At 60.2% G+C, this 22,803-nt stretch carries 21 protein-coding genes; 10 read left to right on the top strand and 11 right to left on the bottom strand.

The annotated features are described in order from the left end of the window. Positions 1–3: 3 nt before the first annotated feature. On the bottom strand, positions 4–1,446 hold the full coding sequence (locus ACIOWA_RS09970; protein ID WP_339431409.1) for a cytochrome ubiquinol oxidase subunit I: 1,443 nt from the start codon (positions 1,444–1,446) through the stop codon (positions 4–6). 392 nt (positions 1,447–1,838) lie between these two features. On the opposite strand from ACIOWA_RS09970, the gene ACIOWA_RS09965 reads away from it, so the two are divergent. Continuing rightward, positions 1,839–3,077, top strand: a complete 1,239-nt coding sequence (locus ACIOWA_RS09965) for an MFS transporter (protein ID WP_401159557.1) — start codon at positions 1,839–1,841, stop codon at positions 3,075–3,077. A gap of 6 nt (positions 3,078–3,083) precedes the next feature. On the opposite strand, the gene ACIOWA_RS09960 is transcribed toward ACIOWA_RS09965, so the two are convergent. Together ACIOWA_RS09960 and ACIOWA_RS09955 are read right to left on the bottom strand one after the other, a co-directional pair. Next, the gene (locus ACIOWA_RS09960) at positions 3,084–3,635 is read right to left on the bottom strand and encodes a DJ-1 family glyoxalase III (RefSeq protein WP_339431407.1); all 552 of its coding nucleotides are present in this window, start codon (positions 3,633–3,635) and stop codon (positions 3,084–3,086) included. A 66-nt stretch (positions 3,636–3,701) separates the two neighbouring features. Further along, on the bottom strand, positions 3,702–4,151 hold the full coding sequence (locus tag ACIOWA_RS09955; RefSeq protein WP_339431422.1) for a DUF4879 domain-containing protein: 450 nt from the start codon (positions 4,149–4,151) through the stop codon (positions 3,702–3,704). 221 nt (positions 4,152–4,372) lie between these two features. Between ACIOWA_RS09955 and ACIOWA_RS09950 the strand changes: the two genes are divergently transcribed. The 4 genes from ACIOWA_RS09950 (at position 4,373) to ACIOWA_RS09935 (ending at position 8,238) form a co-directional block, all read left to right on the top strand. After that, positions 4,373–5,668 (top strand): NCS2 family permease, encoded by a 1,296-nt coding sequence (locus ACIOWA_RS09950; RefSeq protein WP_339431406.1) that lies wholly within the window; start codon positions 4,373–4,375, stop codon positions 5,666–5,668. Next, positions 5,665–6,744 carry a tRNA (uridine(54)-C5)-methyltransferase TrmA gene (gene trmA / locus ACIOWA_RS09945; RefSeq protein ID WP_401159552.1) on the top strand — a complete coding sequence of 360 codons (1,080 nt, stop codon included), beginning with the start codon at positions 5,665–5,667 and terminating at the stop codon, positions 6,742–6,744. Before ACIOWA_RS09950 ends, trmA begins: the two co-directional genes overlap by 4 nt. A gap of 193 nt (positions 6,745–6,937) precedes the next feature. Continuing rightward, complete coding sequence (gene aroQ, locus ACIOWA_RS09940; protein ID WP_339431404.1) at positions 6,938–7,378, top strand: type II 3-dehydroquinate dehydratase; 441 nt, start codon at positions 6,938–6,940, stop codon at positions 7,376–7,378. A 5-nt stretch (positions 7,379–7,383) separates the two neighbouring features. Further along, on the top strand, positions 7,384–8,238 hold the full coding sequence (locus tag ACIOWA_RS09935; protein WP_339493869.1) for a shikimate dehydrogenase: 855 nt from the start codon (positions 7,384–7,386) through the stop codon (positions 8,236–8,238). 51 nt (positions 8,239–8,289) lie between these two features. On the opposite strand, the gene ACIOWA_RS09930 is transcribed toward ACIOWA_RS09935, so the two are convergent. Together ACIOWA_RS09930 and quiC are read right to left on the bottom strand one after the other, a co-directional pair. Continuing rightward, positions 8,290–8,958, bottom strand: coding sequence for a TetR family transcriptional regulator (locus ACIOWA_RS09930; protein ID WP_339431402.1), 669 nt, complete (start codon positions 8,956–8,958; stop codon positions 8,290–8,292). 102 nt (positions 8,959–9,060) lie between these two features. Next, entirely contained in the window at positions 9,061–10,962 is a 1,902-nt protein-coding gene (quiC, locus tag ACIOWA_RS09925) for a 3-dehydroshikimate dehydratase QuiC (RefSeq protein ID WP_401159547.1), read from the bottom strand. A 261-nt stretch (positions 10,963–11,223) separates the two neighbouring features. On the opposite strand from quiC, the gene ACIOWA_RS09920 reads away from it, so the two are divergent. Further along, complete coding sequence (locus ACIOWA_RS09920; RefSeq protein ID WP_339431400.1) at positions 11,224–12,561, top strand: MFS transporter; 1,338 nt, start codon at positions 11,224–11,226, stop codon at positions 12,559–12,561. A 116-nt stretch (positions 12,562–12,677) separates the two neighbouring features. Here ACIOWA_RS09920 and ACIOWA_RS09915 read toward each other — a convergent pair whose 3' ends face one another. Together ACIOWA_RS09915 and ACIOWA_RS09910 are read right to left on the bottom strand one after the other, a co-directional pair. Beyond that, complete coding sequence (locus tag ACIOWA_RS09915; protein ID WP_339431398.1) at positions 12,678–13,556, bottom strand: DMT family transporter; 879 nt, start codon at positions 13,554–13,556, stop codon at positions 12,678–12,680. Positions 13,557–13,702: 146 nt separating this feature from the next. Then, the gene (locus tag ACIOWA_RS09910) at positions 13,703–14,479 is read right to left on the bottom strand and encodes an IclR family transcriptional regulator (RefSeq protein WP_339431397.1); all 777 of its coding nucleotides are present in this window, start codon (positions 14,477–14,479) and stop codon (positions 13,703–13,705) included. Between the two features lie 230 nt (positions 14,480–14,709). Here ACIOWA_RS09910 and ACIOWA_RS09905 point away from each other — a divergent pair, with 230 nt between their 5' ends. Beyond that, entirely contained in the window at positions 14,710–15,597 is an 888-nt protein-coding gene (locus tag ACIOWA_RS09905; protein ID WP_339431396.1) for a neutral zinc metallopeptidase, read from the top strand. Then, complete coding sequence (locus tag ACIOWA_RS09900) at positions 15,598–16,551, top strand: alpha/beta hydrolase (RefSeq protein ID WP_401159542.1); 954 nt, start codon at positions 15,598–15,600, stop codon at positions 16,549–16,551. A gap of 138 nt (positions 16,552–16,689) precedes the next feature. Here the strand turns inward: ACIOWA_RS09900 and ACIOWA_RS09895 are convergent, their stop codons facing one another. The 3 genes from ACIOWA_RS09895 to ACIOWA_RS09885 all read right to left on the bottom strand — a co-directional run bounded on the left by ACIOWA_RS09895 (position 16,690) and on the right by ACIOWA_RS09885 (position 18,828). Further along, positions 16,690–17,283, bottom strand: a complete 594-nt coding sequence (locus ACIOWA_RS09895) for an HAD family hydrolase (protein WP_401159539.1) — start codon at positions 17,281–17,283, stop codon at positions 16,690–16,692. Further along, positions 17,280–18,149, bottom strand: a complete 870-nt coding sequence (tesB, locus tag ACIOWA_RS09890) for an acyl-CoA thioesterase II (RefSeq protein WP_339431393.1) — start codon at positions 18,147–18,149, stop codon at positions 17,280–17,282. The genes ACIOWA_RS09895 and tesB overlap by 4 nt, the downstream gene beginning before the upstream one ends. 109 nt (positions 18,150–18,258) lie before the next feature. Next, complete coding sequence (locus tag ACIOWA_RS09885; protein WP_401159535.1) at positions 18,259–18,828, bottom strand: GNAT family N-acetyltransferase; 570 nt, start codon at positions 18,826–18,828, stop codon at positions 18,259–18,261. 83 nt (positions 18,829–18,911) lie between these two features. Between ACIOWA_RS09885 and ACIOWA_RS09880 the strand changes: the two genes are divergently transcribed. Together ACIOWA_RS09880 and ACIOWA_RS09875 are read left to right on the top strand one after the other, a co-directional pair. Then, positions 18,912–19,832 carry a histone deacetylase gene (locus ACIOWA_RS09880; protein WP_339538047.1) on the top strand — a complete coding sequence of 307 codons (921 nt, stop codon included), beginning with the start codon at positions 18,912–18,914 and terminating at the stop codon, positions 19,830–19,832. 198 nt (positions 19,833–20,030) lie between these two features. Next, positions 20,031–21,272: a TIGR03862 family flavoprotein gene (locus tag ACIOWA_RS09875; RefSeq protein ID WP_401159531.1), complete on the top strand. Its 1,242-nt coding sequence runs from the start codon at positions 20,031–20,033 to the stop codon at positions 21,270–21,272. A 124-nt stretch (positions 21,273–21,396) separates the two neighbouring features. Here the strand turns inward: ACIOWA_RS09875 and ACIOWA_RS09870 are convergent, their stop codons facing one another. After that, positions 21,397–22,734: a DEAD/DEAH box helicase gene (locus ACIOWA_RS09870; RefSeq protein WP_339538045.1), complete on the bottom strand. Its 1,338-nt coding sequence runs from the start codon at positions 22,732–22,734 to the stop codon at positions 21,397–21,399. Between the last annotated feature and the right edge of the window lie 69 nt (positions 22,735–22,803).

Here is a 22,803-nt window from a genome sequence, read left to right as displayed (position 1 = left end):
GATTCAAATCTCCTTGCTCAGGGTGGGGCTGTGGTCAGCCTCGGCGCCATCGTCGTCAGCCGCCGACAGCGGCCTGGCCGGCGTACGTTTCTGGCCAGGACCACCGTCGTTGGTTTCCTTGCCTTCGTCGGTTATCGGCCCCTTGCGCACCAGACGCATCATGTAGCCCAGACCTGTACCGAACAGCGCGAAATACACCACCACAAACATGATCAGCGTGATGCTCATCTGCATGAAGCTGTGGTTGGAGGACGCATCCGTCGTGCGCATCAACCCGTAAACCACCCACGGTTGACGACCGATTTCCGTAGTGAACCAGCCCGCGAGGATCGCGATCAGGCCGGACGGCCCCATCCACAACGCCAGGTACAGGAATGGCCGCGAGGTATACAGCGTGTCGCGTTTGCGCAGCCACAGGCTCCACAAACCGGTGAAGATCATCAGGAAGCCGAGGCCGACCATGACCCGGAACGACCAGAAGACAATGGTCGAGTTAGGCCGGTCTTCCGGCGGGAACTCCTTGAGCGCCGGCACCTGCTTGTCCAGCGAGTGGGTCAGGATCAGGCTGCCGAGGTACGGGATCTCAACGGCGAATTTGGTTTTCTCTTCTTTCATGTCGGGCCAGCCGAACAGAATCAGCGGTGTGGCTTCGTCACCTTTGTTTTCCCAGTGACCTTCAATCGCAGCGATTTTCGCCGGCTGATGTTCCAGCGTGTTGAGGCCATGGAAGTCACCGATGACGGCTTGAATCGGCGCAACGATCAACGCCATCCACATCGCCATCGACAGCATGGTGCGGATGGCCGGATTGTCCTTGCCGCGCAGCAAATGCCAGGCCGCCGAGGAGCCGACAAAAAAAGCGGTCGCGACGAACGCCGCCGTGGCCATGTGCATAAGGCGATACGGGAACGAGGGGTTGAAGACAATCGCAAACCAGTCGGTCGGGATCACCTGACCGTTGACGATTTCGAAGCCCTGCGGGGTTTGCATCCAGCTATTGGAAGCGAGAATCCAGAACGTTGAAATCAGCGTGCCGATGGCCACCATCACCGTGGAGAAAAAATGCAGGCCACGTCCGACCTTGTTCCAGCCGAACAGCATCACCCCGAGGAAACCGGCCTCAAGGAAGAACGCCGTGAGCACCTCGTACGTCAGCAGCGGCCCGGTGACGGCGCCAGCGAAATCAGAGAAGCGACTCCAGTTGGTACCGAATTGATAAGCCATGACCAACCCGGAGACCACACCCATGCCGAAGTTGACGGCAAAGATCTTCGACCAGAAATGGTAAAGGTCACGGTAGGTGTCGTTATGGGTTTTGAGCCACAGGCCTTCGAGTACCGCCAGGTAACTCGCCAGCCCAATGGTGATGGCCGGGAACAGGATGTGGAACGAGACGGTGAACGCGAACTGAATTCGGGCGAGATCGAGTGCCTCTAAACCGAACATAAGTCTTCCTCTGTCAGGTAATACCGGCTGTGGGGCTTGTGGCCCCAACGCCTACTGCCCCCACGGATATGGAGTGCGGCGAATTCTGATTCGTTCTTTTTTAACAACCATCGCAACGCAGGGAGTCTGGCCAACGGGCCACTGGATCAATTCCGGTCAGGGTTTTGATCTGGATCATGCAACGTTGAAAGAGTAGTCCCATTTTGAGTGATGAACGGCGTGGTTGTTTGCCGCGTGACAAGTTGCCTCATCACCTTGGCGCCCCAGCGATGCTTTGATCTGTGCCCTGAAAGAAAGTCGATGTCTGGCTAACTAAATTTTCCACCCTGGCAACTTCCTGTTACAGACTGGTGATAATCTCGCGATTCCCCACCAGCCAGACCTGCCTTCAGATGCCCAGCCAAGAGCCCCTGCTGTTACGTCACCACCGCCCTTTTCTTGCGTTCTGGCTGGCCCGGATCTTTACCGCCAGCGGTTTTCAGATGCTCACCGTGGCCATTGGCTGGAACCTCTATCAATTGACCGGCAACGTGCTTGATCTGGGTCTGGTTGGCCTGGTCGAGTTCGCCCCGCGTGTGTTGTTCATGTTGCACACCGGACACGTCGCCGACCGCTATGACCGGCGCAAGGTCGCAGCGATCTGTCAGTCGCTGCAAGCGTTGATTGCGCTGGCGCTGGCAATTGGCAGCGCCACCGATCACGTCACCCGGGAAATGATCTTTATCCTCGCTTTTCTGCTCGGTGCCGCACGCTCGTTCGAGATGCCAACCACCCAGGCACTGCTGCCGAGCATCGTGCCCGGTGCGCTGTTCCCGCGTGCAGTGGCGGCGGCGCAATCGGCGCAACAATCCGCAACCATCGTCGCCCCTGCCCTTGGCGGCTTGCTCTATGCGTTCGGCAGCGTCTGGGTGTATGGCCCGACGGTGATTCTCTATGTCATTGCCTGCTCGCTGATGCTCAACCTGCCTGCACGACAAACGCCCTTGAACAAAGGCAAAGCCACGCTGGATTCGCTGCTCGCGGGGATTCATTTCATTCGCAGCCGTCCCGACATCCTCGGGGCGATATCGCTTGACCTGTTTGCAGTGTTGCTCGGTGGCGCCACGGCGCTGCTGCCGGTATTTGCCAAGGACATCTTGCTGACCGGTCCGTGGGGCCTGGGTTTGCTGCGTTCGGCGCCCGCCGTGGGCGCCTTGTTGATGTCACTGTTCCTGGCGCGGTTTGCCGTAGAGCGCAACGTCGGCCGGGTGATGTTCACCGCCGTCGGGGTCTTCGGCGTCGCGACCATTGCCTTCGGCCTGTCGACCTCGTTCTGGTTCTCGCTGGCGGTGTTGGTGGTGCTCGGCGCGGCGGACATGATCAGCATGGTGATCCGCGCGTCCTTCGTGCAACTGGAAACACCGGACGAAATGCGCGGCCGGGTCAGTGCGGTCAACGGACTGTTCATCGGCGCCTCGAACCAGTTGGGCGAGTTCGAATCCGGCATCACCGCGCACTGGTTCGGTACTGTGCCGGCGGTGGTGATGGGCGGGATCGGCACGCTGGTGGTGACCGGAACGTGGATCAAACTGTTCCCGACCCTGGCCAAACGGGACCGGATGACGGAGTTGGTGGAAGAGGCGAAGGTTTAGCGCTCGTCAAACCTGCAACGCCCCCTCCACTTTCCCCCGCAGAGCCTTGCCGCCAAGTTGTTCGACCAGCACCAACGCAAACTCCAGCGCAGCACCAGAACCCTGGGCGGTGATGCAGTTGCCATCAACTACCACGGGTTGATCCACAAACGTGCAGCCCGACAATTGATGACTGACGCCCGGCAGGCAAGTCATGCGTCGCTGACGCAAAACGCCGAAGGCTTGCAAGGCGACTGCCGGGCCTTCGGCGATAGCGGCGAACAGGCGCCCGGCGCTGGCCTGATCCTTGAGCAGTTGCTGCAGCGGCTGATGTGCCGAAAGGTGTTGTGAACCGACGTCGCCGCCCGGCAGGACAATCAGATCGAAAGTCTGCGCCAGCACATCGACCAGCATGCCGTCAGCCGTCAGGCGGGTACCGCGCGCGCAGGTCAGCATGCGCCGTCCTTCGATGCTGGCTGCCATCACTTCGATGCCGGCGCGGCGCAGCACGTCGATCAGGGTCACGCTTTGCAGGTCATCGATCCCCTCGGCGAGGGTAATCAGGGCTCTAAAGGTCATGGGCGATTTCCGCTGGGTGATCTTCAAAGCGTAGTCAGCTTCCTCCAGATCGCGCAGCGGCTGCCATTACTTGATGTAAAGCTGCGTCGACATCGTGTTGCGTGGGGCATTGATCGAGGTGTTACTGAAGAGGAAGGTGCCCTCCTGCTTACCTTTCAGATCAAAGGTATAGAGGGAGCCGACGGTATTGCTGCCGGGCGTGCACTCGGTCAGATTGCCGTTACCAAAGGCACATACCGGAGCCCGGGTGCCGTCCACTTCGAAGCCGTCCAACGTGGCATGCGGCTGACTCTGACCATACCCGACTTCCAGCACGTAGACCTTGATGCTCGGTCCGCTGTGATTGCATTGAGTTTGCGTCTGGCCATCAGCGATGTCCTCCAGACCGCAGGCAGGCGATTGCACCTTGATGACTTTCACTTCACTCAAGGGCGGTGCCGATGCCGCCCACACAGCCGATGTCCCGACCATCAGCCCTGCAATTACTCCGAAAGCCTTTACCCAGCCCATGCTCATGCGTTCCCCGTCCCCAAAAATCAGCGCGCAGTATGGCGCACTTGCTCTCACGGCAAAACTTCGCCGACGATCGACACCAACAACCGCCATATTGCCCACGCTGCTGGTATGATGCGCGGCTTTTTCCGGCCCATCACAATTTTCCAGGCGCTTGCGACGGTCTGTGCTTTGCTGTTGAGGTCGATACATTCACGGCGCCATGCGCGCCACGGGGAGCAGACATGCTGGAAAGGCTGTTTCAACTCAAGGCACACAACACCAACGTGCGAACCGAGATTCTTGCGGGTATCACGACGTTCCTGGCCATGGCCTACATTCTGTTCGTCAATCCGAGCATCCTCGGCGAGACCGGCATGGACAAGGGCGCGGTGTTCGTCGCCACCTGTCTGGCCGCCGCGATCGGTTCGACGGTCATGGGCCTGATCGCCAACTATCCGATTGCCCTCGCTCCGGGCATGGGTCTGAACGCCTTCTTCACCTACACCGTCGTGCTGCACATGGGCCATACCTGGCAAGTGGCACTGGGCGCGGTGTTCATTTCGGCCGTGCTGTTCTTCCTGCTGTCGATCTTCCGCATCCGTGAATGGATCATCAACAGCATCCCGCTGCCGCTGCGCTCGGCGATTGCCGCCGGTATCGGCCTGTTCCTGGCGCTGATCGCCCTGCACAACGCCGGCATCGTGGTCAGCAACCCGGCGACCATGGTCGGCCTCGGTGACCTGAAAGCCCCGGCGCCGATTCTCGCCACCCTCGGTTTCGCCCTGATCGTCGCCCTCGAAGCACTCAAAGTACGCGGCGCGGTGCTGATCGGCATTCTGGCGGTCACCGTTGTCTCGATCGCCCTGGGCTTCACCCCGTTCGGCGGTGTGATTTCGATGCCACCTTCGCTGGCCCCGACCTTCCTGCAACTGGACATCAAAGGCGCACTGGACATCGGTCTGGTCAGCGTGATTTTTGCTTTCCTGTTCGTCGACCTGTTCGACAACTCCGGCACCCTGATCGGCGTTGCCAAGCGCGCCGGCCTGATGGGCAAGGACGGCCACATGCCGAAAATGGGCCGTGCGCTGATCGCTGACAGCACCGCCGCCATGGCCGGTTCGCTGCTGGGCACCTCGACCACCACCAGCTACATCGAATCCGCGGCTGGCGTGAGTGCGGGCGGCCGCACCGGTCTGACTGCCGTCGTCGTCGCGATCCTGTTCCTGCTGGCGCTGTTCTTCTCGCCATTGGCGTCCAGCATTCCGGCATTCGCCACCGCACCCGCGCTGCTGTTCGTCGCCGTGCTGATGACTTCCGGTCTGGCGGAAATAGACTGGGAAGACATCACCGTTGCCGCCCCGGTCGTGGTGACCGCGCTGGCCATGCCGTTCACTTACTCGATCGCCAACGGTATCGCGTTCGGTTTCATCGCCTGGACCGCGATCAAGTTGTTGTCCGGTCGCGCCCGTGAACTGAACCCGGCGCTGGTGATTTTGTCGATTCTGTTCGTGATCAAGTTGGGTTGGTTCAACGCATGACTTTCGATTCCCAAGCCTACGCCGCTCAGCTCGAAGACAAGGTGACGCGCCTGCGTGACCTGCTGGCACCGTTTGATGCCCCCCAGCCGACAGTGTTCGACTCACCGCTGCAGAACTTCCGTCTGCGCGCCGAATTCCGCCTGTGGCGCGAGGCCGGCGAGCGTCACTACGCGATGTTCTCCCAGGACGACAAACGCACGCCGATCCTGATCGAAGCGTTCCCGATTGCCAGCCTGCGCATCAATCAGTTGATGCCGCAGCTCAAGGCCGCGTGGCAGGCGAGTTCGGCGCTCAGTCACAAGCTTTTTCAAGTGGAGTTCCTGACCACGCTGGCCGGCGACGCAATGATCACCCTGTGCTATCACCGTCCGCTGGACGAGCACTGGCAGGCGGCGGCCACCAAGCTGTCGGCAGACCTGGGGGTCAGCATCATCGGTCGCTCCAAGGGCAAACGCGAAGTGATCGGCCACGACTACGTGGTAGAAAAACTCGAAGTCGGCGGCCGCACTTTCAGCTACCGCCAGCCAGAGGGCGCGTTCACCCAGCCTAACGGCACCGTGAACCAGAAGATGTTGAACTGGGCTTACGAAGCACTGGGCGATCGCACTGACGACCTGCTGGAGCTGTATTGCGGCAATGGCAACTTCACCCTGCCGCTCGCCACCCGCGTGCGCAAAGTGCTGGCCACCGAAATCAGCAAGACGTCGGTCAACGCCGCACTGAGCAACCTCAGCGAAAACGCTGTGGATAACGTCACCCTGGTGCGTCTGTCCGCCGAAGAGCTGACCGAAGCGCTCAACGAAGTGCGTCCGTTTCGTCGCTTGCAGGGCATCGACCTGAAGAGCTACGAGTTCGGTAGCGTATTCGTCGACCCGCCACGCGCGGGCATGGACCCGGACACCTGCGAGTTGACCCGGCGCTTCGACAACATCCTGTACATCTCCTGCAACCCGCAGACCCTGGCGGCCAACATCGCCCAGTTGCACGACACGCACCGCATCACGCGCTGCGCGTTGTTCGACCAGTTCCCGTGGACGCATCACATGGAATCGGGTGTGTTGCTGACCCGCCGTTGATGCCGATACCGGATACGAGAAAGCCGTCGTGATGACGGCTTTTTTGTGGATAAGTGTTGACTGTGCGATCACCGAACAAAAAAAACCCACGGCAAAGCTGTGCAATTGACCCAAGTAACCATCTAGTACATTTTATCTCCACTGGCTGCCCCCCCTCAGCCAAAGCCAAAAACAATAAGTGGAGTTTCCCCTCATGCCTCCTATCGTTCTGGTGCTTAACGGCCCGAACCTGAACTTGCTCGGCACCCGTGAACCGGCGACTTACGGCCACGAAACCCTGGCTGATATTGCTGCGTTGTGTGGACGTGCCGCCGAGGAGTTCGGCCTGGCCGTGGAGTTTCGCCAGACCAATCACGAAGGCGAACTGCTCGACTGGATTCACGCGGCCCGTGGCCGTTGCGCCGGGATCGTGATCAACCCGGCGGCGTGGACGCACACCTCGGTGGCGATTCGCGATGCGCTGGTTGCCAGCCAATTGCCGGTCATCGAAGTGCATCTGTCCAATGTCCATGCGCGCGAACCGTTTCGTCATCATTCGTTCGTCTCGGCCATCGCCACGGCAGTGATGTGTGGTTTCGGCAGCCATGGCTATCGCCTGGCCCTGGAACATTTCAGCCAGCGATTGAAGGGGTGAATCCGATGTCCCGCCACAACGCGATACTCGCCGGGCTGATCGGCGCCGGCATTCAGGCCTCTCGCACCCCGGCCTTGCATGAACACGAAGGCGATGCGCAGGGCATGCGTTATCTCTATCGACTCATCGATCTTGATCAACTGCATGTGGACTGCACCGCCCTATCCGACCTGCTGTTGGCCGCCGAGCGCATGAATTACACCGGTTTGAACATCACGTTCCCGTGCAAGCAGGCGATCATCCCGCTGCTCGACGAATTGTCTCCAGAGGCCCGTGGCATCGGCGCGGTGAATACCGTGGTGTTGAAGGACGGCAAACGCGTTGGTCACAACACCGATTGCCTGGGTTTCGCGGAGGGTTTTCGCCGAGGCCTGAAGGATGCGCCCCGTGAACGTGTCGTCCAGATGGGCGCCGGTGGCGCAGGCGCGGCAGTGGCCCACGCGTTGCTGAGCGAAGGCGTACAGCAACTGAGCATTTTTGATGTCGACGGCGAGCGCGCCGAAAGTCTGGCCAACAATCTCAATCAGCATTTCGGTTTCGCTCGCGCCATGGCCGGGCGTGATCTGCCGAGCACACTGAGTCTGGCGGACGGCCTGGTGAATACCACGCCGATGGGCATGGCCAAACTGCCGGGCATGCCCGTACCGGTGGAGTTGCTGCGCAAGGAATTGTGGGTAGCGGAAATTGTGTATTTCCCGCTGGAAACCGAACTGCTGCGCAACGCCCGCGCCTTGGGTTGCCGCACGCTGGATGGCGGCAACATGGCGGTGTTTCAGGCCGTGAAGGCGTTTGAGCTGTTCAGCGGTGTAGTGCCGGATGCGCAGCGAATGCTGGCGCATTTTCAAAGCATGAAGGGTTGAACTCGATCCTCCTGTGGGAGCGGGCTTGCTCGCTCCCACAAGGGGAATGCGTCAGGCCTGCAAGTAACGCAACACCGACTCACAGATCATCTCGCGATGACGCTGCTTGATGCTTTCGTCCGGCAGATCGATCTGAAAAATCTCACCGAACGTATGGCGGTTCGACACGCGATAGAAGCAGAACGAACTGATCAGCAGGTGCACGTCCAGCGCATTGAGCCCGGTACGGAACACACCTTGTTCAACACCCCGACGCAGGATCTCGCCCAGTGAATCGAGGATGGTGTTGTTCATTGCCTTGATCGCATCGGAACGCTTCACGTATTCGGCGTTGTGGATGTTCTCGATACTGACAATGCGCACGAAATCGACATTGTGATCGTGGTGATCGAACGTGAACTCCACCAGACGCCGAATCGCCACAATCGGCGACAACTCGTCCAGATGCAGACGGTTTTCCGTGTTGCGGATATCGCCGTAGAGTTTTTCCAGGACCTCGACGTACAACTGCTCCTTACTGCCGAAGTAGTAATAGATCATGCGTTTGGAGGTGTGGATGCGCTCGGCGATCGCGTCGACGCGAGCACCGGACAGTCCTTGCTGGACGAACTCGACGATCGCCTCTTGCAGGATGTTCTCGCGGGTTTTTTCCGGATTGTTCTTGCGACTCTTGCGCGGCTCCGCAACGGGAGCGGCGGGGAGTTCTGAAGTCATTGTCATTGCGGGCTCACGGCCATCACTGCACAGGCTGGCGATTATGGGCCGCGCGGCACAGTGAAGGAAGCCGCGCGGCATGTGTTTAATCCCGCGTTTACGAATTTCCTACAACTTCACCTGGCGCACAGCGCCACTGCGAGATTTGGCCATCGCCGCCAGACGCACCGCGACGTTCGCCGCGCCGTAACCGGCATAACCGTTTTTACGCTGGATGATCTCGAAGAAAAATCGCCCTTCAAACGGCTCTGTATAGACGTGAAACAACTCACCACCCTGCGGGTCGCGGTCATAGAGGACGTTGTAATACGCCAGTTCGCTGAGGAATTGGTCGTCGAAATCAAAGCGTGCGGCGAGATCGTCGTAGTAGTTCAGGGGAATATCCAGCAGCGGTACGCCGGATTCTTTGGCACGACTGACTTCGGCGAAGATGTCGTCACAATCGAAGGCGATGTGATGCACGCCAGAGCCGCGATAACTCGACAACGCATGGGAGATCGCGGTGTTGCGGTTCTCGGAAATGTTCAGCGGCAAGCGGATGGAACTGTCGCGACTGCGCAACGCACGGCTCTTCACCAGACCGTAAGGGTCGGGCAGCACGACTTCATCGTCGGCCTCGAAATCCAGCAAGCTTTTGTAAAACAGCACCCAACTGTCGAGGCTGTCAGCCGGCAGCGCCATGGCCATGTGATCGATGCGCTTGAGACCGCCACGGGCCGATGCACCTGGCAGCAGATTGAAGTCGGTGCCGTAGACATCCGCCTCTTCATCCACCAGATAAATCAGGCTGCCGTCCGGTGCGCGCACCGCCGCCAGCTCCAATTCGTTCGGGCCGACCAACCCGCGATATGGCTGGCCCTTGTAAGCCACGGCACGCGCCAGCGCACGGGTGCTGTCCTTGACTCGCAAAGCGGTGGCGCACAGCGATGGGCCGTGAGCCTCAAAAAAACTGTGGGCAAACGAATAGGGTTCGCAGTTGAGGATCAGGTTGATATCACCCTGACGCAGCAGGCTGACGCTCTTGGAGCGATGCTGGCCAGCCTTGACGAAACCCAGCCGCTCCAGCCAGTGCGCAAGCTTGGCGCCGAGGCTTTCATCAACGGCGAATTCGAGAAACTCGATGCCGTTGTACTCGCGGGCCTTGGGGGTTTCGAAGAGGATTTCGCGATTGACCACGGGCGCTGTTTCTTGTTCAAGGCGCTGACGGGTTTTCTCTTCCAGGTACAGCAGCGAGCGTAAACCGTCGGCGGCATTGGCCCGCGGCGGTGCGGCGCGGAAACCGTCATTGAAGATTTCCAGCGACAGCGGCCCGGTGTAGCCGCTCTGGATGATCGGTGCGAGGAACCCCGGCAGATCGAATTCACCCTGGCCGGGGAAGCAGCGAAAATGCCGACTCCACTCCAGGACATCCATCGACAGAATCGGCGCGTCGGCCATTTGCACGAAGAAAATCTTGTCTGCGGGAATGTCAGCGATAGCGCGCGGATCGCCCTTCAACGACAAGGTATGAAAGCTGTCGAGCAACACGCCGAGGCTGGGGTGATCGGCCTGACGCACGATGTCCCAGACCTGTTGCCAGGTATTGACGTGGCGCCCCCACGCGAGCGCTTCATAACCAATGCGCAGCCCACGAGCACCGGCCTGTTCGGCCAGCAAGCGCAGGTCATCGACGAGAATCTGCTGATCGCCAACGCTGTCAGGCGAGGCGTTGCTGCAGACCAGCACCAGATCGGTGCCCAGTTCCTGCATCAGATCGAACTTGCGCTCGGCCCGCTCCAGGTTGCGCGCCAGACGGTCACGGCGGCAGCCTTCGAAATCGCGGAACGGCTGGAACAGGGTGATGGCGATCCCGAGATCGGCGCACATCTGTTTAATGTCCCGGGGGCTGCCGTCGTAGTACAACAGATCGTTTTCAAAAATCTCCACCCCGTCGAAACCGGCGGCGGCGATGGCTTCGAGTTTTTCCGGCAGGGTGCCGCTCAAGGAAACGGTGGCAATGGAACGCTGCATGTTTCAACTCCCGGACTGCGCCGCGTTGTTCGTTTTTTGTCGTGGGGAAATTATTGGCTGCATCACTTCTCGCAGCAATTTAAAGTGTACTACCCAGTTAGTTTTGCGTGCGATTATCGAACACAATGCCGGTTTGACGAATTGACGAGTTTTCGTCCACTGCCCAACATCCACAGCACATTGAGTCCGGTCGCGACGCACCGGTTGCAGCGTTCAAGAAAAAAGAACACCAAATAACAACTCCAAAAACGGGTGGAACACATGATTCCTTCACAGACTTCCCGCATGGCGCCAGCCATGAGCACTGCCACGGGTGGCATCGGCGACAAGATCCGCGGCGCCATGGCCGTCGGCAAGACCCGTTGGGGCATGCTGGCGCTGGTATTTTTCGCCACAACCCTCAACTACATCGACCGCGCCGCGCTCGGTGTCATGCAACCCATCCTCGCCAAGGAAATGAGCTGGACGGCGATGGATTACGCCAACATCAACTTCTGGTTTCAGGTCGGTTACGCGATCGGCTTCGTTCTGCAAGGCCGCTTGATCGACCGGGTCGGCGTCAAGCGCGTGTTCTTTTGCGCGGTGCTGCTCTGGAGCCTGGCCACCGGCGCCCACGGTCTGGCAACGTCGGCGGTCGGCTTTATGGTCTGCCGTTTCATCCTCGGCCTGACGGAAGCGGCCAACTATCCGGCCTGCGTGAAAACCACACGCCTGTGGTTCCCGGCCGGTGAACGCGCAGTCGCCACAGGCATCTTCAACGCGGGCACCAACGTCGGCGCGATGTTCACGCCGATGCTTCTGCCGCTGGTTCTCCATGTATGGGGCTGGCAGGCGGCGTTTCTGTGCATGTCGGCACTGGGCGGGATCTGGCTGCTGTTCTGGGGTCTGAAATACTTCAACCCGGAAGATCATCCGAGCGTCAAACAATCGGAACTCGATTACATCCAGCAGGAAGTCGAGCCGGAACAGGCTCGCGTGCCGTTCTCGAAAATCCTGCGGATGCGCGGCACCTGGGCCTTCGCCCTCGCCTACTCGCTGACCGCTCCGGTGTTCTGGTTTTACCTGTACTGGCTGCCGCCGTTTCTCAATCAGCAATACAACCTGGGCATCAACGTGACCCAGATGGGCATCCCGCTGATCATCATCTACCTCACTGCCGACTTCGGCAGTGTCGGCGGCGGCATCCTGTCTTCATTCCTGATCGGTCGCGGCATGAACCCGATAAAGGCGCGGCTGCTGTCGATGTTCCTGTTCGCCTGCTGCATCATCGGCGTGATCATGGCGGCCGGTTCGAGCAGTCTGTGGGTGGCGGTGGCAGCGATTTCCCTGGCCATCGGCGCGCATCAGGCCTGGACCGCGAATATCTGGAGCCTGGTGATGGACTACACCCCCAAGCACATGATGAGCACCGTCTTCGGTTTTGGCGGCATGTGCGCGGCGATCGGCGGGATGTTCATGACCCAGATCGTCGGCCATATCCTGACCGTCACCCACAACAACTACACCGTGTTGTTCACCCTGATTCCGGCGATGTACTTCATCGCGCTGATCTGGATGTACTTCATGGCACCGCGCAAGATTCCTGACGTCACCGAGTAACCCGGCCACCTCATCGGCCCTTTGTGGGAGCGGGTTTGCTCGCGAATGCGGACTGACAGTCGAAGCAAATATGACTGACACGCCGCTTTCGTGAGCAAACCCGCTCCCACACGTTCTTATCGACGGCTTTGTTGCCACGCTGCCGCCAGACCGCTGCAACAGATCACCGCAATACCGATCACGGTCAACAGACTCGGTGTGTGATTGAAGACCACCCAGCCCAGCAGCCCCGCAAACACGATCTGGCAATAACCGAACGGTGCCAACAGTGCCGGTGCGGCATGGCGGAATGCCTGCGTCAGAAACAAGTGCGCCGTCATCCCGCAACTGCCCAACGCCAGCATCAGTGCGGCGTGAGTCAACGTCGGCACCTGCCAGAAGAACGGCACCAGCGCACTCATCACCAGCGTATTGCACAGCCCGGCGAAAAAGTTGCTGGTGGTCGGGCTGTCTATCTCGGCGAGCTTGCGAGTCAGCAATTGATAGAAGCAGAAAAACAGCGCCGAACAGAACGGCAACAACACGGCGGGCGTGAAGAGTTCACCCCCCGGATGAACGATGATCAGCACGCCGATAAAGCCGCAAATGACCGCAATCCACTGGCCGCGGGTGACCCGCTCCTTCAATAGCGGCACCGACAACGCCGTCACCAATACCGGCGCCAGGAAGTTCACCGCCGTGGCTTCTGCCAGCGGGATATACAGCAGCGCCGTGGTGAAGAACAGGCTGGTGCCGAGCAGGCAAAGTGCGCGAGCCAACTGCCATAAAGGCTTTTTCGTGCGTAGGACGCGCAGCCCGGACTGCGGTAAAAAAATCCCCGCCATGAGTAAGGTGTGCACCACGTACCGGGCCCACACCACCATCACGATCGGATAGAAACCCGAGAGATATTTCGACAGCGCGTCGTGACTGGAGAACAGGAAGGTTGCCACGACAATCAGCAAGATCCCTTTGAAGGGTTGGTTGACTCCGGATAGCGGGGTGCTGACGGTCATTGAATATCTCTAAGAGAGGAACAAACTGAGAGAAGAGCCTCGAGCAACAATCTAGAACCCGATTCCACTTTCAGACAACCATCATCCGTAAAAGTGTGCGAACAACGCACACTTTCATAAACGGGCAACGCTCACAGAATTTCAGGTTAGACGAACAGCTCCGAAGCCAGACTCGCTGCAGACAGCTCTTCGGTAAACCGCAACAGCAACGGTGCCAGTTCGTGCAACCTGGCGCCCGGCATCCGCGCACTCGGCCCGGCGATGCTCAGCACACCGATCACTCGCCCATCCGCGGGATGGCGCACCACCGCCGCAATCGCCGACGTCCCTACGGCCGAACTTTCCTCGACGCAGGCATAGCCCTGCTCGCGCGCCAATCGCAGGCGTTCAAGCAGTTCGATATTGGAGCGCGGTGCATTCGGCCCGATATCCACCGGCACCTCAGCCGCTTGCCGCTCAACCCGCGACAGCGCCTCGGCATCCGTCATGCACGCCAGCCAGGCATGGCCCGAAGCGGTGTAGAACAGCGGAGCATCGCGGCCCATGTCCGGGTCGTAGCGCAAGCCGGTGCGCGCCCCCTGAGCTTTGGCAATCCACGTCTGCCGCTCGCCGTCGATGACGCCCAGTCGCACCAGTTCGCCGGTTTCCTGAGCCAGACGATCAAGCACCGGTTGCACGATGTCCGCGCCACTGCTCGACAGGTAACGAAAACTCATCGCCACCAGTTTCGTCGACAAGTGATAACGCAAGGTTTCCGGGTTTTGCCGCACGTACCCCAAGCGGACCAGTTCGGCGAGCAAACGGTGAGTCGCACTTTTCGGGATGTCGATCTGCTCGGCGAGCGTTTGCAGCGCTAAACCACGCGGGTCACTGGTGAGGTTTTCCAGCACGCTGAAAACCCGTTCGATTTGACTGCCGGCCATGGTGAGATCCCAATGAAATGTCGTGGATTCTAGAATACGCGCGACACAAAGCAAAATCTGGAACAGCTTGAACGGTTCACAAAAAAACGGTGTTGAATGGAATTCGCCGAACACGACAGGTTCTTACCCGTCGGCTTCGCTGCGGGCGTACGAATAGACGGACGACTGGACTGGCGCCACACTCACACACCAGCAACACTCATCACCACGATCAGAAAGAGGATTCCCGCATGCTATGGAAAAAAGGCCGACGCAGTGACAACGTCGTCGATGCCCGTGGTGATGATACCGGCGGTGGCGGCGGGATGCGTTTCGGTGGTGGCAAGGGCCTGAGCCTTGGGGCCATTTTGTTGATCGTTGGCATCGGCTGGATCACTGGCCAGGATCCGTTGCAGATCCTCGGTCAACTCACCGGCCAGACGGGCCAGCAAACGGCACCCACCTCGCAAACCCGCCAGGCGCCGCCGGCCAATGATGAACAGGCCGAATTCGTCCGTTCAATCCTCGGCGATACCGAAGACACCTGGGGCGCGATTTTCCAGCAGGCCGGCCGCCAATATAAGGATCCGACCCTGGTGCTGTTCAGCAATCGGGTCAATTCCGCCTGTGGTCTGGCCACCTCAGCCACCGGGCCGTTTTATTGCCCGGCGGATCAGAAGGTCTATCTGGACATGGCGTTTTTCCAGGAAATGGCGCAACGCTTCAAGGCTGCCGGCGATTTTGCCCAGGCCTACGTGATCGCTCACGAAGTCGGACACCATGTGCAGACGCTTCTTGGCGTCTCGGCGAAAATTCAGACAGCCCGCCAGCAAGGCCGGCAGATGCAAGGTGCTGGTGGATTACTGGTTCGTCAGGAGTTGCAGGCCGACTGCCTGGCCGGTGTCTGGGCCTATAACGCGCAGAAGCGTTTGAACTGGCTGGAACCGGGCGACATCGAAGAAGCCTTGAACGCCGCCAACGCCATCGGTGATGATCGCCTGCAGCAACAAGGTCAGGGCCGTGTGGTGCCGGACTCGTTTACCCACGGTACGTCGGCGCAAAGGGTGCGCTGGTTCAAAACCGGATTCGCGCAAGGCCAGGTCGGCCAGTGCGATACCTTCGCGGCGAAAAACCTGTAAATGCATAAGTGGCTTTTGGCTTTACTGATCATTGGCAGCACCGCGCAAGCGGCCGGGGTCGACGCCATCAGCCCCGGGCGCCTGCAACTCAAGGCCGGCGAAATGGCGGTGGGCATCGGCCCGGCGCCGGAAAAGATCGAGCGAGTGCTGATCATCATTCATGGCCGGTTGCGCAACGCCGAGACCTATCGCAAAAGCGCCGAAAGCGCCACTGAACTGGCAGGGCAAACCGCCCACACGCTGGTCATCGCTCCGCAGTTCCTCAATGAAAGTGATACAGCCCTGTACTCCTTGCCTGCCACCGTGTTGCGCTGGAAAGGCAATGAGTGGATGGGCGGTCGGTTATCCACAGGCCCGAATCCGCTGAGCTCCTATGCGGCACTGGACGAAATCGTCGCCCGGATTACTGATCGCAAGCAGTTTCCGGACGTGAAACAGATCGTGATTTTCGGTCACTCCGGCGGGGGGCAGGTGGTGCAGCGATACGCTTTGCTCGCCAAGGATCAACCCGCGCTGAAGGCCAACGCAATCCACCTGCACTATGTGGTGGCCAATCCGTCTTCGTATGCCTATTTCAACGAACAGCGACCGGTCGCGTTCGATCACGCGCAATGCCCCAACTTCAATCGCTGGAAGTACGGCCTGTCAGACATGCCGATATACGCCGGTGGGCAAACGCCGTTGCAGCTTGAAAGCCGTTACATCAAACGCGAGGTGATTTATCTGCTCGGACAGCAGGACATCGACCCGCAGCATCCGGCGCTGGACAAAGGCTGCGAGGCCGAGGCGCAAGGGGCTGACCGCCTGACGCGCGGGAAGCTGTATTTTGGCTACCTGCTACGCCGCCATCCGGAAGGGGTGAATCAGCGGCTGGTTGAAGTACCCGGGGTTGGGCACAACGGCGATGGGATGTTGACGTCGCCTGAGGGACAAAAAGCTCTGTTTGATCAGTAATGCGGTGGCCATGTCGGCCTCTTCGCGAGCAAGCCCGCTCTCACAGAGGACGGGCTTCGGACTCAACGTTGTATCCACTGATAATCCCCCGTGGGAGCGGGCTTGCTCGCGAAGGCGTCCGTCCAGACACTCAACGGCTCAGGCGAACACCATCCGCCGCAACTCAACACAATCCTGAGCATGCCAGTCCGTCAGCTCCGGCCATGGGTTATCCGGCAGGTTCACCAGCACCGTCCGCGTCCCTGCCGCCCGACCGCAATCCAGATCAAAGCGGTAATCGCCGACCATCACCATCTCGCTGGCCGGCACCGACCACGCCTCGGCCAACTTCAGCAATCCACCCGGATGCGGCTTGGGCGGCGCGTCATCACGGCCCAGCACATCCTCCACGGCAAAGCAGTCAGCCAGGCCAATCGCCTCCAGCGTGACATGCGCCAGTTCGCGGGCATTACGGGTGAGAATGCCGAGGCGATAACCGCGCGAGTGCAGGTCACGCACCAGTGCCACGGCGCCGGTGGCCGGAGTCGAGCCCCGCGCCAGATCACGTTCGTGCTCCAGCAACCAGGCATGTTTCGCCGCCGCTTCAGCGGCTGGCAGCGCGCCAAGGTGGGTGAGAATGTCGTCCTCGGGCGGAATCGACAACGCCACGCGAATCGCCGTGAAGTCATGGACTGCAACGGTGAGCGTGCCGTCCATGTCGAACACCCAATGCTTCACATCGGCCAGGCTCATGCCCAATCCTTGCGATGCCGAATCAGGCCTTCCTGAGTCACCGAGGCGACCAGTTGCCCGGCACGGTTGTAGACGCTGCCACGGGAGAAACCACGGGAATTGCCGGCCCACGGACTGTCCATCGCATAGAGCAACCAGTCATCGGCACGCAGATCGTTGTGGAACCACAGCGCGTGATCGAGGCTGGCGACCTGCATGTCTTTCTGCCAGACCGATTTGCCGTGGGGCAGCATCGAGGTGGTCAACAGACCGAAGTCCGAGGCATAGGCCAGCAGGTATTTATGCAAGGCCGGGAGATCGGCCAAGGCGCCGTCGGCGCGAAACCACACATACTTCACCGGATCGGCCGGTTGCGGGTTGTACGGGTCTTTCTCGGTGACCGGGCGCACCTCGATCGGTTTCGGGCACAGCAGTTTTTCGCGCATGTGCTCCGGAATCAGGTGCGCGCGCTGCTGGGTCAGTTCCAGTTCCGATGGCAGGTTTTCCGGCCCGACCACGACCGGCATCTGGCTCTGATGCTCGAAGCCCTCTTCGTCATACTGAAACGAAGCACTGCAAGTGAAAATCGGATGGCCCTTCTGGATCGCCGTCACCCGGCGAGTGCTGAAACTGCCGCCATCGCGCACGCGGTCCACCGAATAGACCACCGGCAACTTGGCGTCGCCCGGACGCAGGAAATAGCCGTGCATCGAATGCACATGGCGGGTTTCTTCAACCGTCTGACTGGCCGCCGACAACGACTGACCGAGTACCTGCCCCCCGAACAACTGACGAAAACCAAGGTCCTGGCTACGGCCCCGGAACAGGTTTTCTTCGATCGGTTCCAGGGTCAGCAGGTCGACCAGATCTTCCAACACTTGGCTCATTCAGACTCTCCTCACACAAAGCTATGCCGCGCAGTCTTGGCTGCGGCGGCCGATTCAGATTCTGGCGCGGGCCAATGATATGGCGGCCATTGTAAACGTCCGTGTCGGCTTATCCATGCAAGGTTTGCAGCCACTGCTCCCGGGTGATGCGGTACAGCACATGTTTGCGTAACGGATCACCGACGGCGAGTTTCGGGTGATCGAAATCATCCGCCGGCGCGTGGTGCATGCCGATCGCCTGCATGACTTTCTCCGAAGGCAGATTGGATTTCGCGGTGAAGGACACCACTTCCTTCAGGGCCAACCGGTCAAACCCGCAACGCAGAGCAGTCCATGCTGCTTCACTGGCATAACCCAAGCCCCAATGTTCCTTGGCCAGGCGCCAGCCGATTTCCACTGCCGGCGTAAAAGGTGCATCGAAACCGACGACGCAAAGTCCGGTGAAACCGATGAACTCGCCACTGTCCTTGCGCTCCAGCGCCCACAAACCGAAACCATGCTCAGCAAAATGCCCGCGCACACGGCCGATCAGCGCGGCGCTTTCCAGACGGCTCAACCGAGCGGGAAAGTAGCGCATCACCTGAGGATCGGCACACATCGCCGCAAATGCCGGCAAATCTTCGTCCTGCCACTGACGCATCAGCAGGCGTGCGCTTTCCAGTTCCAGTATCGGCTCCATCGTGCTCCTCCGTTTCCATGCCGCAAGTCTACATCGCTGGTAGGATCGCTCACTCTTTCCTACGTTTCCTACATGAAGTCGCCATGCCACTGCCGCTGATCTATCACGAAGACTACAGCCCCGAGTTTCCGGCGGATCACCGCTTCCCCATGGACAAATTCCGTCTGCTGCGCGATCACCTGGTCGACAGCGGCCTGACCTGCGACGCCGATTTGCTGCGCCCAGAGATTTGTCCCAACGACATCCTCGCCCTGGCCCATGACCGTCGCTATATCGAACGCTACATGAGCGGCGAGTTGTCCCGCGAAGACCAACGGCGCCTCGGCCTGCCGTGGAATGAAGCACTGGCCCGGCGCACGGTGCGGGCGGTCGGCGGTTCGATTCTGGCGGCGGAAAAAGCCCTTGAGCATGGTTTGGCTTGTCATCTGGCCGGCGGCACCCATCACGCCCACTACGACTACCCGGCCGGGTTTTGCATCTTCAATGACCTGGCAATCATCAGCCAGTACCTGCTGCAAAGCGGCCGGGTGAACCGGGTGTTGATCTTTGATTGCGATGTGCATCAGGGTGACGGCACGGCGCGGATTCTGCACGACACCCCGGAGGCGATTACCGTTTCCCTGCACTGCGAGAAGAATTTTCCTGCACGCAAAGCCGAAAGTGACTGGGACATTCCGTTGCCCAAAGGCATGGGCGATGCCGACTATTTAAAAGTCGTGGACGACACGCTCAACTATTTGCTGGCGCTGTATCAACCGGATCTGGTGCTGTACGACGCGGGCGTCGATGTGCACAAGGACGACGCCCTCGGTTATCTGCAACTCACCGACGCAGGCGTTGCCGCCCGGGATGAAAGCGTGATGCGCCATTGCCTGGGCCGTGATATTCCGGTGGTCGGCGTGATTGGCGGCGGCTACAGCAAGGATCGCCACGCCCTCGCCCGCCGCCACGGCATTCTCCATCACAGCGCGCAACGGGTCTGGACGTCACACGGTTGTCATTAAGGTGTGCTGCGTTACCCACATTCGCTGTGGAACGGCCTGTGGATAACCTGAGTGCAAGGGACTAGAGGCCATGCTGGACATAGCTTGCAGCACGATGGTCATTTATTAACCAGATTTTGTGGATCACCACAGCCCGCTCCCACCCTGTCCGGCGCTGTTAGAATGCGCGCCTTATCCCGCCATACCGCAGCGCACGCCATGACTCAGACTTCCGCCCCCCTCCCCGCTCACGTCGCCATCATCGGCGGTGGCCCTGCCGGCCTGATGGCCGCCGAAGTGCTGGGCCAAGCCGGAGTGCGCGTCGACCTGTACGACGGCATGCCCTCGGTGGGCCGCAAGTTTCTGCTGGCAGGCGTCGGCGGCATGAACATCACCCATTCCGAAGCCTACCCGGCGTTCCTTTCGCGCTACGCCGAACGCGCACCGCAAATCGCCCCGTTGCTTCGCAGCTTCGACGCCGATGCGTTGTGCCACTGGATTCACGATCTGGGCATCGAAACCTTCATCGGCAGCTCCGGCCGTGTGTTCCCCACCGACATGAAAGCCGCGCCCCTGCTGCGCGCCTGGCTCAAACGCCTGCGCGACAGCGGCGTAGTTATCCACACCCGCCACCGCTGGCTCGGTTGGGATGAACACGGCGCGCTGCGCATCGACAACCCGGAAGGCGAGAAAACGCTCAAACCCGACGCCACGCTGCTCGCCCTCGGCGGCGGCAGTTGGTCGCGACTCGGTTCCGACGGCGCGTGGATGTTGCCGCTGGAGCAGCGTGGCGTAGGACTGGCGCCGTTGCAGCCGAGCAATTGCGGCTTCGAAGTGCAGGCCTGGAGCGAATTGCTTGTCAGCAAATTCGCTGGCGCACCGCTGAAAAATATCGCCATCGGTTTGAACGACGACATTGCGCGCTTGGGCGAATGCGTGATCACCGCGACCGGTATTGAAGGAAGTTTGATCTACGCGTTGTCGGCACCGATGCGCGAGGCGATCAACGCGCACGGCTCAGCGACCATTCACATCGACCTGCTGCCCGGCCGGCCTGTGGATAAATTACAGGCTGCGCTGAGCAAACCGCGTGGCTCGCGCTCGATGGCCAAGCACTTGCACAGTCAGGTCGGGATTGACGGGGTGAAAGCGGCGTTGTTGCGTGAGTTGACTGATGCGGCGACCTTCGCCGATCCAGCGCGGCTGGCGCGGGCGATCAAAGCATTGCCGCTGACATTGATCAAAACCCGCCCGCTGGACGAAGCAATCAGCAGTGCCGGGGGCGTGACGTTCGAGGCGATGGATGAGCGCCTGATGCTCAAGGCCTTGCCGGGCGTGTTCTGCGCGGGCGAGATGCTCGATTGGGAAGCACCGACGGGCGGGTACTTGCTGACGGGGTGTTTTGCCAGTGGCCGGGCTGCCGGGTTCGCAATATTGGAGTGGCTGCAGCGCGAGGGCTGAAGACCGCAGTGCGCCCTTCGCGAGCAAGCCCGCTCCCACAGTTGACCGCTTTCAATTGAAGTACTCGGTCGAATGTGGGAGCGGGCTTGCTCGCGAAAGCAGTCTTAGTGACGCCGCATCAAAATCATGGCTTACGCTTACGCGGCCCGGTATTGAATACCGGCACTTTACGCACAGGCTTGATCGAAGGCTCCGGCGCCTGCGTCTCGCCGCTGTCGACCCATTTACCCAGATTGCGCTTGCCGCCACCGCCGGAGGTTTTCGGCTTTTTCGGTTTCTTCGGCTTCTTGATCACCTGACCGCTGGCGTCGGTATCCGGCACGCGGTGCTCAGGTTCAAAGTCCGGTTCGTTCTGGCGCTTCAACGTCTGGCGCGTCAGCATCTCGATGGCCGAGAGCATGTTCACTTCATCGGCACACACCAGCGAAATCGCTTCGCCCGTCGCACCGGCACGGCCAGTACGGCCGATACGGTGAATGTAATCCTCGGCCACGATCGGTAGATCAAAGTTGACCACCAGCGGCAAGTCTTCGATGTCCAGACCACGGGCCGCGACATCGGTGGCCACCAGAATCTGCACTTCGCTGAGTTTGAAACGATCCAGCGCACGCTGACGGGTTGCCTGCGGTTTATCACCGTGGATGCCGTCGGCGTTGACGCCCAGGCCCTGGAGTTTTTCCACCAGCGCGTCCACGCCGTTACGGGTCTTGGCGAACACCAGCACCTGCTTCCACTTGCTCTTGCGCATCAGATGCACGAACAGTTCGGCCTTGCGCTTCTTGTCCACCGTCACCACCCACTGCTTGACGGTGTTGGCGGCGACGTTGCGCGGGCTGACTTCGACGCTCAGTGGGTCGTTGAGCATCTGCCCGGCCAGCAGGCGAATATCGTCGGAGAAGGTCGCGGAGAACAGTAGGGTCTGGCGCTTTTTCGGCAGCATGCGGTAGATGTTCGCCAGTTCTTCGGAGAAGCCCAGGTCGAGCATACGATCGGCTTCATCCAGCACCAGGGTTTGCAACTGATCAAGTTTCAGCGCGTTCTGGCGGAACAGGTCGATCAGGCGACCAGGCGTGGCTACCAGCACATCGACGCCGCCGCGCAGCTTCATCATTTGCGGGTTGATGCTGACGCCGCCGTACACCGCGTAAGTGCGCAGCGGCAGGTTTTCGGCGTACTGGCGCACAGACTCATGAACCTGCTCGGCCAGCTCGCGGGTCGGCACCAGAATCAGCGCACGCGCCGAGTTGGCAGTGACTTTCGGCCCTTCCATGGCCAGCAACTGCAGCAGCGGCAAGGCGAAACCGGCGGTTTTGCCAGTGCCGGTCTGGGCCGCTGCCATCAGGTCGCGACCGGCCAGCACGGCCGGAATGGCTTGCGCCTGCACCGGCGTCGGGGTCTGGTAGCCGAGCGTCTCGAGGGAGCGCAGCAAGGGTTCGATCAGGCCAAGGGAGGCGAAAGTCATGGGAGTACCGTAGGAAAATTCAGCGCGGATTTGCAAAAGAGTGTGCAAAACGAATGTGCAATGGCGCGC

It is taken from the genome of Pseudomonas sp. NPDC087614 (genome assembly GCF_044743485.1).
GTDB lineage: Bacteria > Pseudomonadota > Gammaproteobacteria > Pseudomonadales > Pseudomonadaceae > Aquipseudomonas > Aquipseudomonas baetica_A.
The sequence above is the reverse complement of the archived record's forward strand: the minus strand, read 5'-3'. Positions and strand labels throughout refer to the sequence as shown.

Bases quoted from the DNA above. Each gene is read 5' to 3' on its own strand.
- ACIOWA_RS09960 (WP_339431407.1), bottom strand. From the start codon at position 3,635: ATGACCTTTAGAGCCCTGATTACCCTCGCCGAGGGGATCGATGACCTG.
- ACIOWA_RS09915 (WP_339431398.1), bottom strand. From the start codon at position 13,556: ATGACCGTCAGCACCCCGCTATCCGGAGTCAACCAACCCTTCAAAGGG.
- trmA (WP_401159552.1), top strand. From the start codon at position 5,665: ATGACTTTCGATTCCCAAGCCTACGCCGCTCAGCTCGAAGACAAGGTG.
- ACIOWA_RS09970 (WP_339431409.1), bottom strand. From the start codon at position 1,446: ATGTTCGGTTTAGAGGCACTCGATCTCGCCCGAATTCAGTTCGCGTTC.
- ACIOWA_RS09880 (WP_339538047.1), top strand. From the start codon at position 18,912: ATGCCACTGCCGCTGATCTATCACGAAGACTACAGCCCCGAGTTTCCG.
- ACIOWA_RS09895 (WP_401159539.1), bottom strand. From the start codon at position 17,283: ATGAGCCTGGCCGATGTGAAGCATTGGGTGTTCGACATGGACGGCACG.
- ACIOWA_RS09935 (WP_339493869.1), top strand. From the start codon at position 7,384: ATGTCCCGCCACAACGCGATACTCGCCGGGCTGATCGGCGCCGGCATT.
- tesB (WP_339431393.1), bottom strand. From the start codon at position 18,149: ATGAGCCAAGTGTTGGAAGATCTGGTCGACCTGCTGACCCTGGAACCG.
- ACIOWA_RS09965 (WP_401159557.1), top strand. From the start codon at position 1,839: ATGCCCAGCCAAGAGCCCCTGCTGTTACGTCACCACCGCCCTTTTCTT.
- ACIOWA_RS09955 (WP_339431422.1), bottom strand. From the start codon at position 4,151: ATGAGCATGGGCTGGGTAAAGGCTTTCGGAGTAATTGCAGGGCTGATG.
- ACIOWA_RS09950 (WP_339431406.1), top strand. From the start codon at position 4,373: ATGCTGGAAAGGCTGTTTCAACTCAAGGCACACAACACCAACGTGCGA.
- quiC (WP_401159547.1), bottom strand. From the start codon at position 10,962: ATGCAGCGTTCCATTGCCACCGTTTCCTTGAGCGGCACCCTGCCGGAA.
- aroQ (WP_339431404.1), top strand. From the start codon at position 6,938: ATGCCTCCTATCGTTCTGGTGCTTAACGGCCCGAACCTGAACTTGCTC.
- ACIOWA_RS09870 (WP_339538045.1), bottom strand. From the start codon at position 22,734: ATGACTTTCGCCTCCCTTGGCCTGATCGAACCCTTGCTGCGCTCCCTC.
- ACIOWA_RS09905 (WP_339431396.1), top strand. From the start codon at position 14,710: ATGCTATGGAAAAAAGGCCGACGCAGTGACAACGTCGTCGATGCCCGT.
- ACIOWA_RS09920 (WP_339431400.1), top strand. From the start codon at position 11,224: ATGATTCCTTCACAGACTTCCCGCATGGCGCCAGCCATGAGCACTGCC.
- ACIOWA_RS09875 (WP_401159531.1), top strand. From the start codon at position 20,031: ATGACTCAGACTTCCGCCCCCCTCCCCGCTCACGTCGCCATCATCGGC.
- ACIOWA_RS09885 (WP_401159535.1), bottom strand. From the start codon at position 18,828: ATGGAGCCGATACTGGAACTGGAAAGCGCACGCCTGCTGATGCGTCAG.
- ACIOWA_RS09910 (WP_339431397.1), bottom strand. From the start codon at position 14,479: ATGGCCGGCAGTCAAATCGAACGGGTTTTCAGCGTGCTGGAAAACCTC.
- ACIOWA_RS09930 (WP_339431402.1), bottom strand. From the start codon at position 8,958: ATGACAATGACTTCAGAACTCCCCGCCGCTCCCGTTGCGGAGCCGCGC.
- ACIOWA_RS09900 (WP_401159542.1), top strand. From the start codon at position 15,598: ATGCATAAGTGGCTTTTGGCTTTACTGATCATTGGCAGCACCGCGCAA.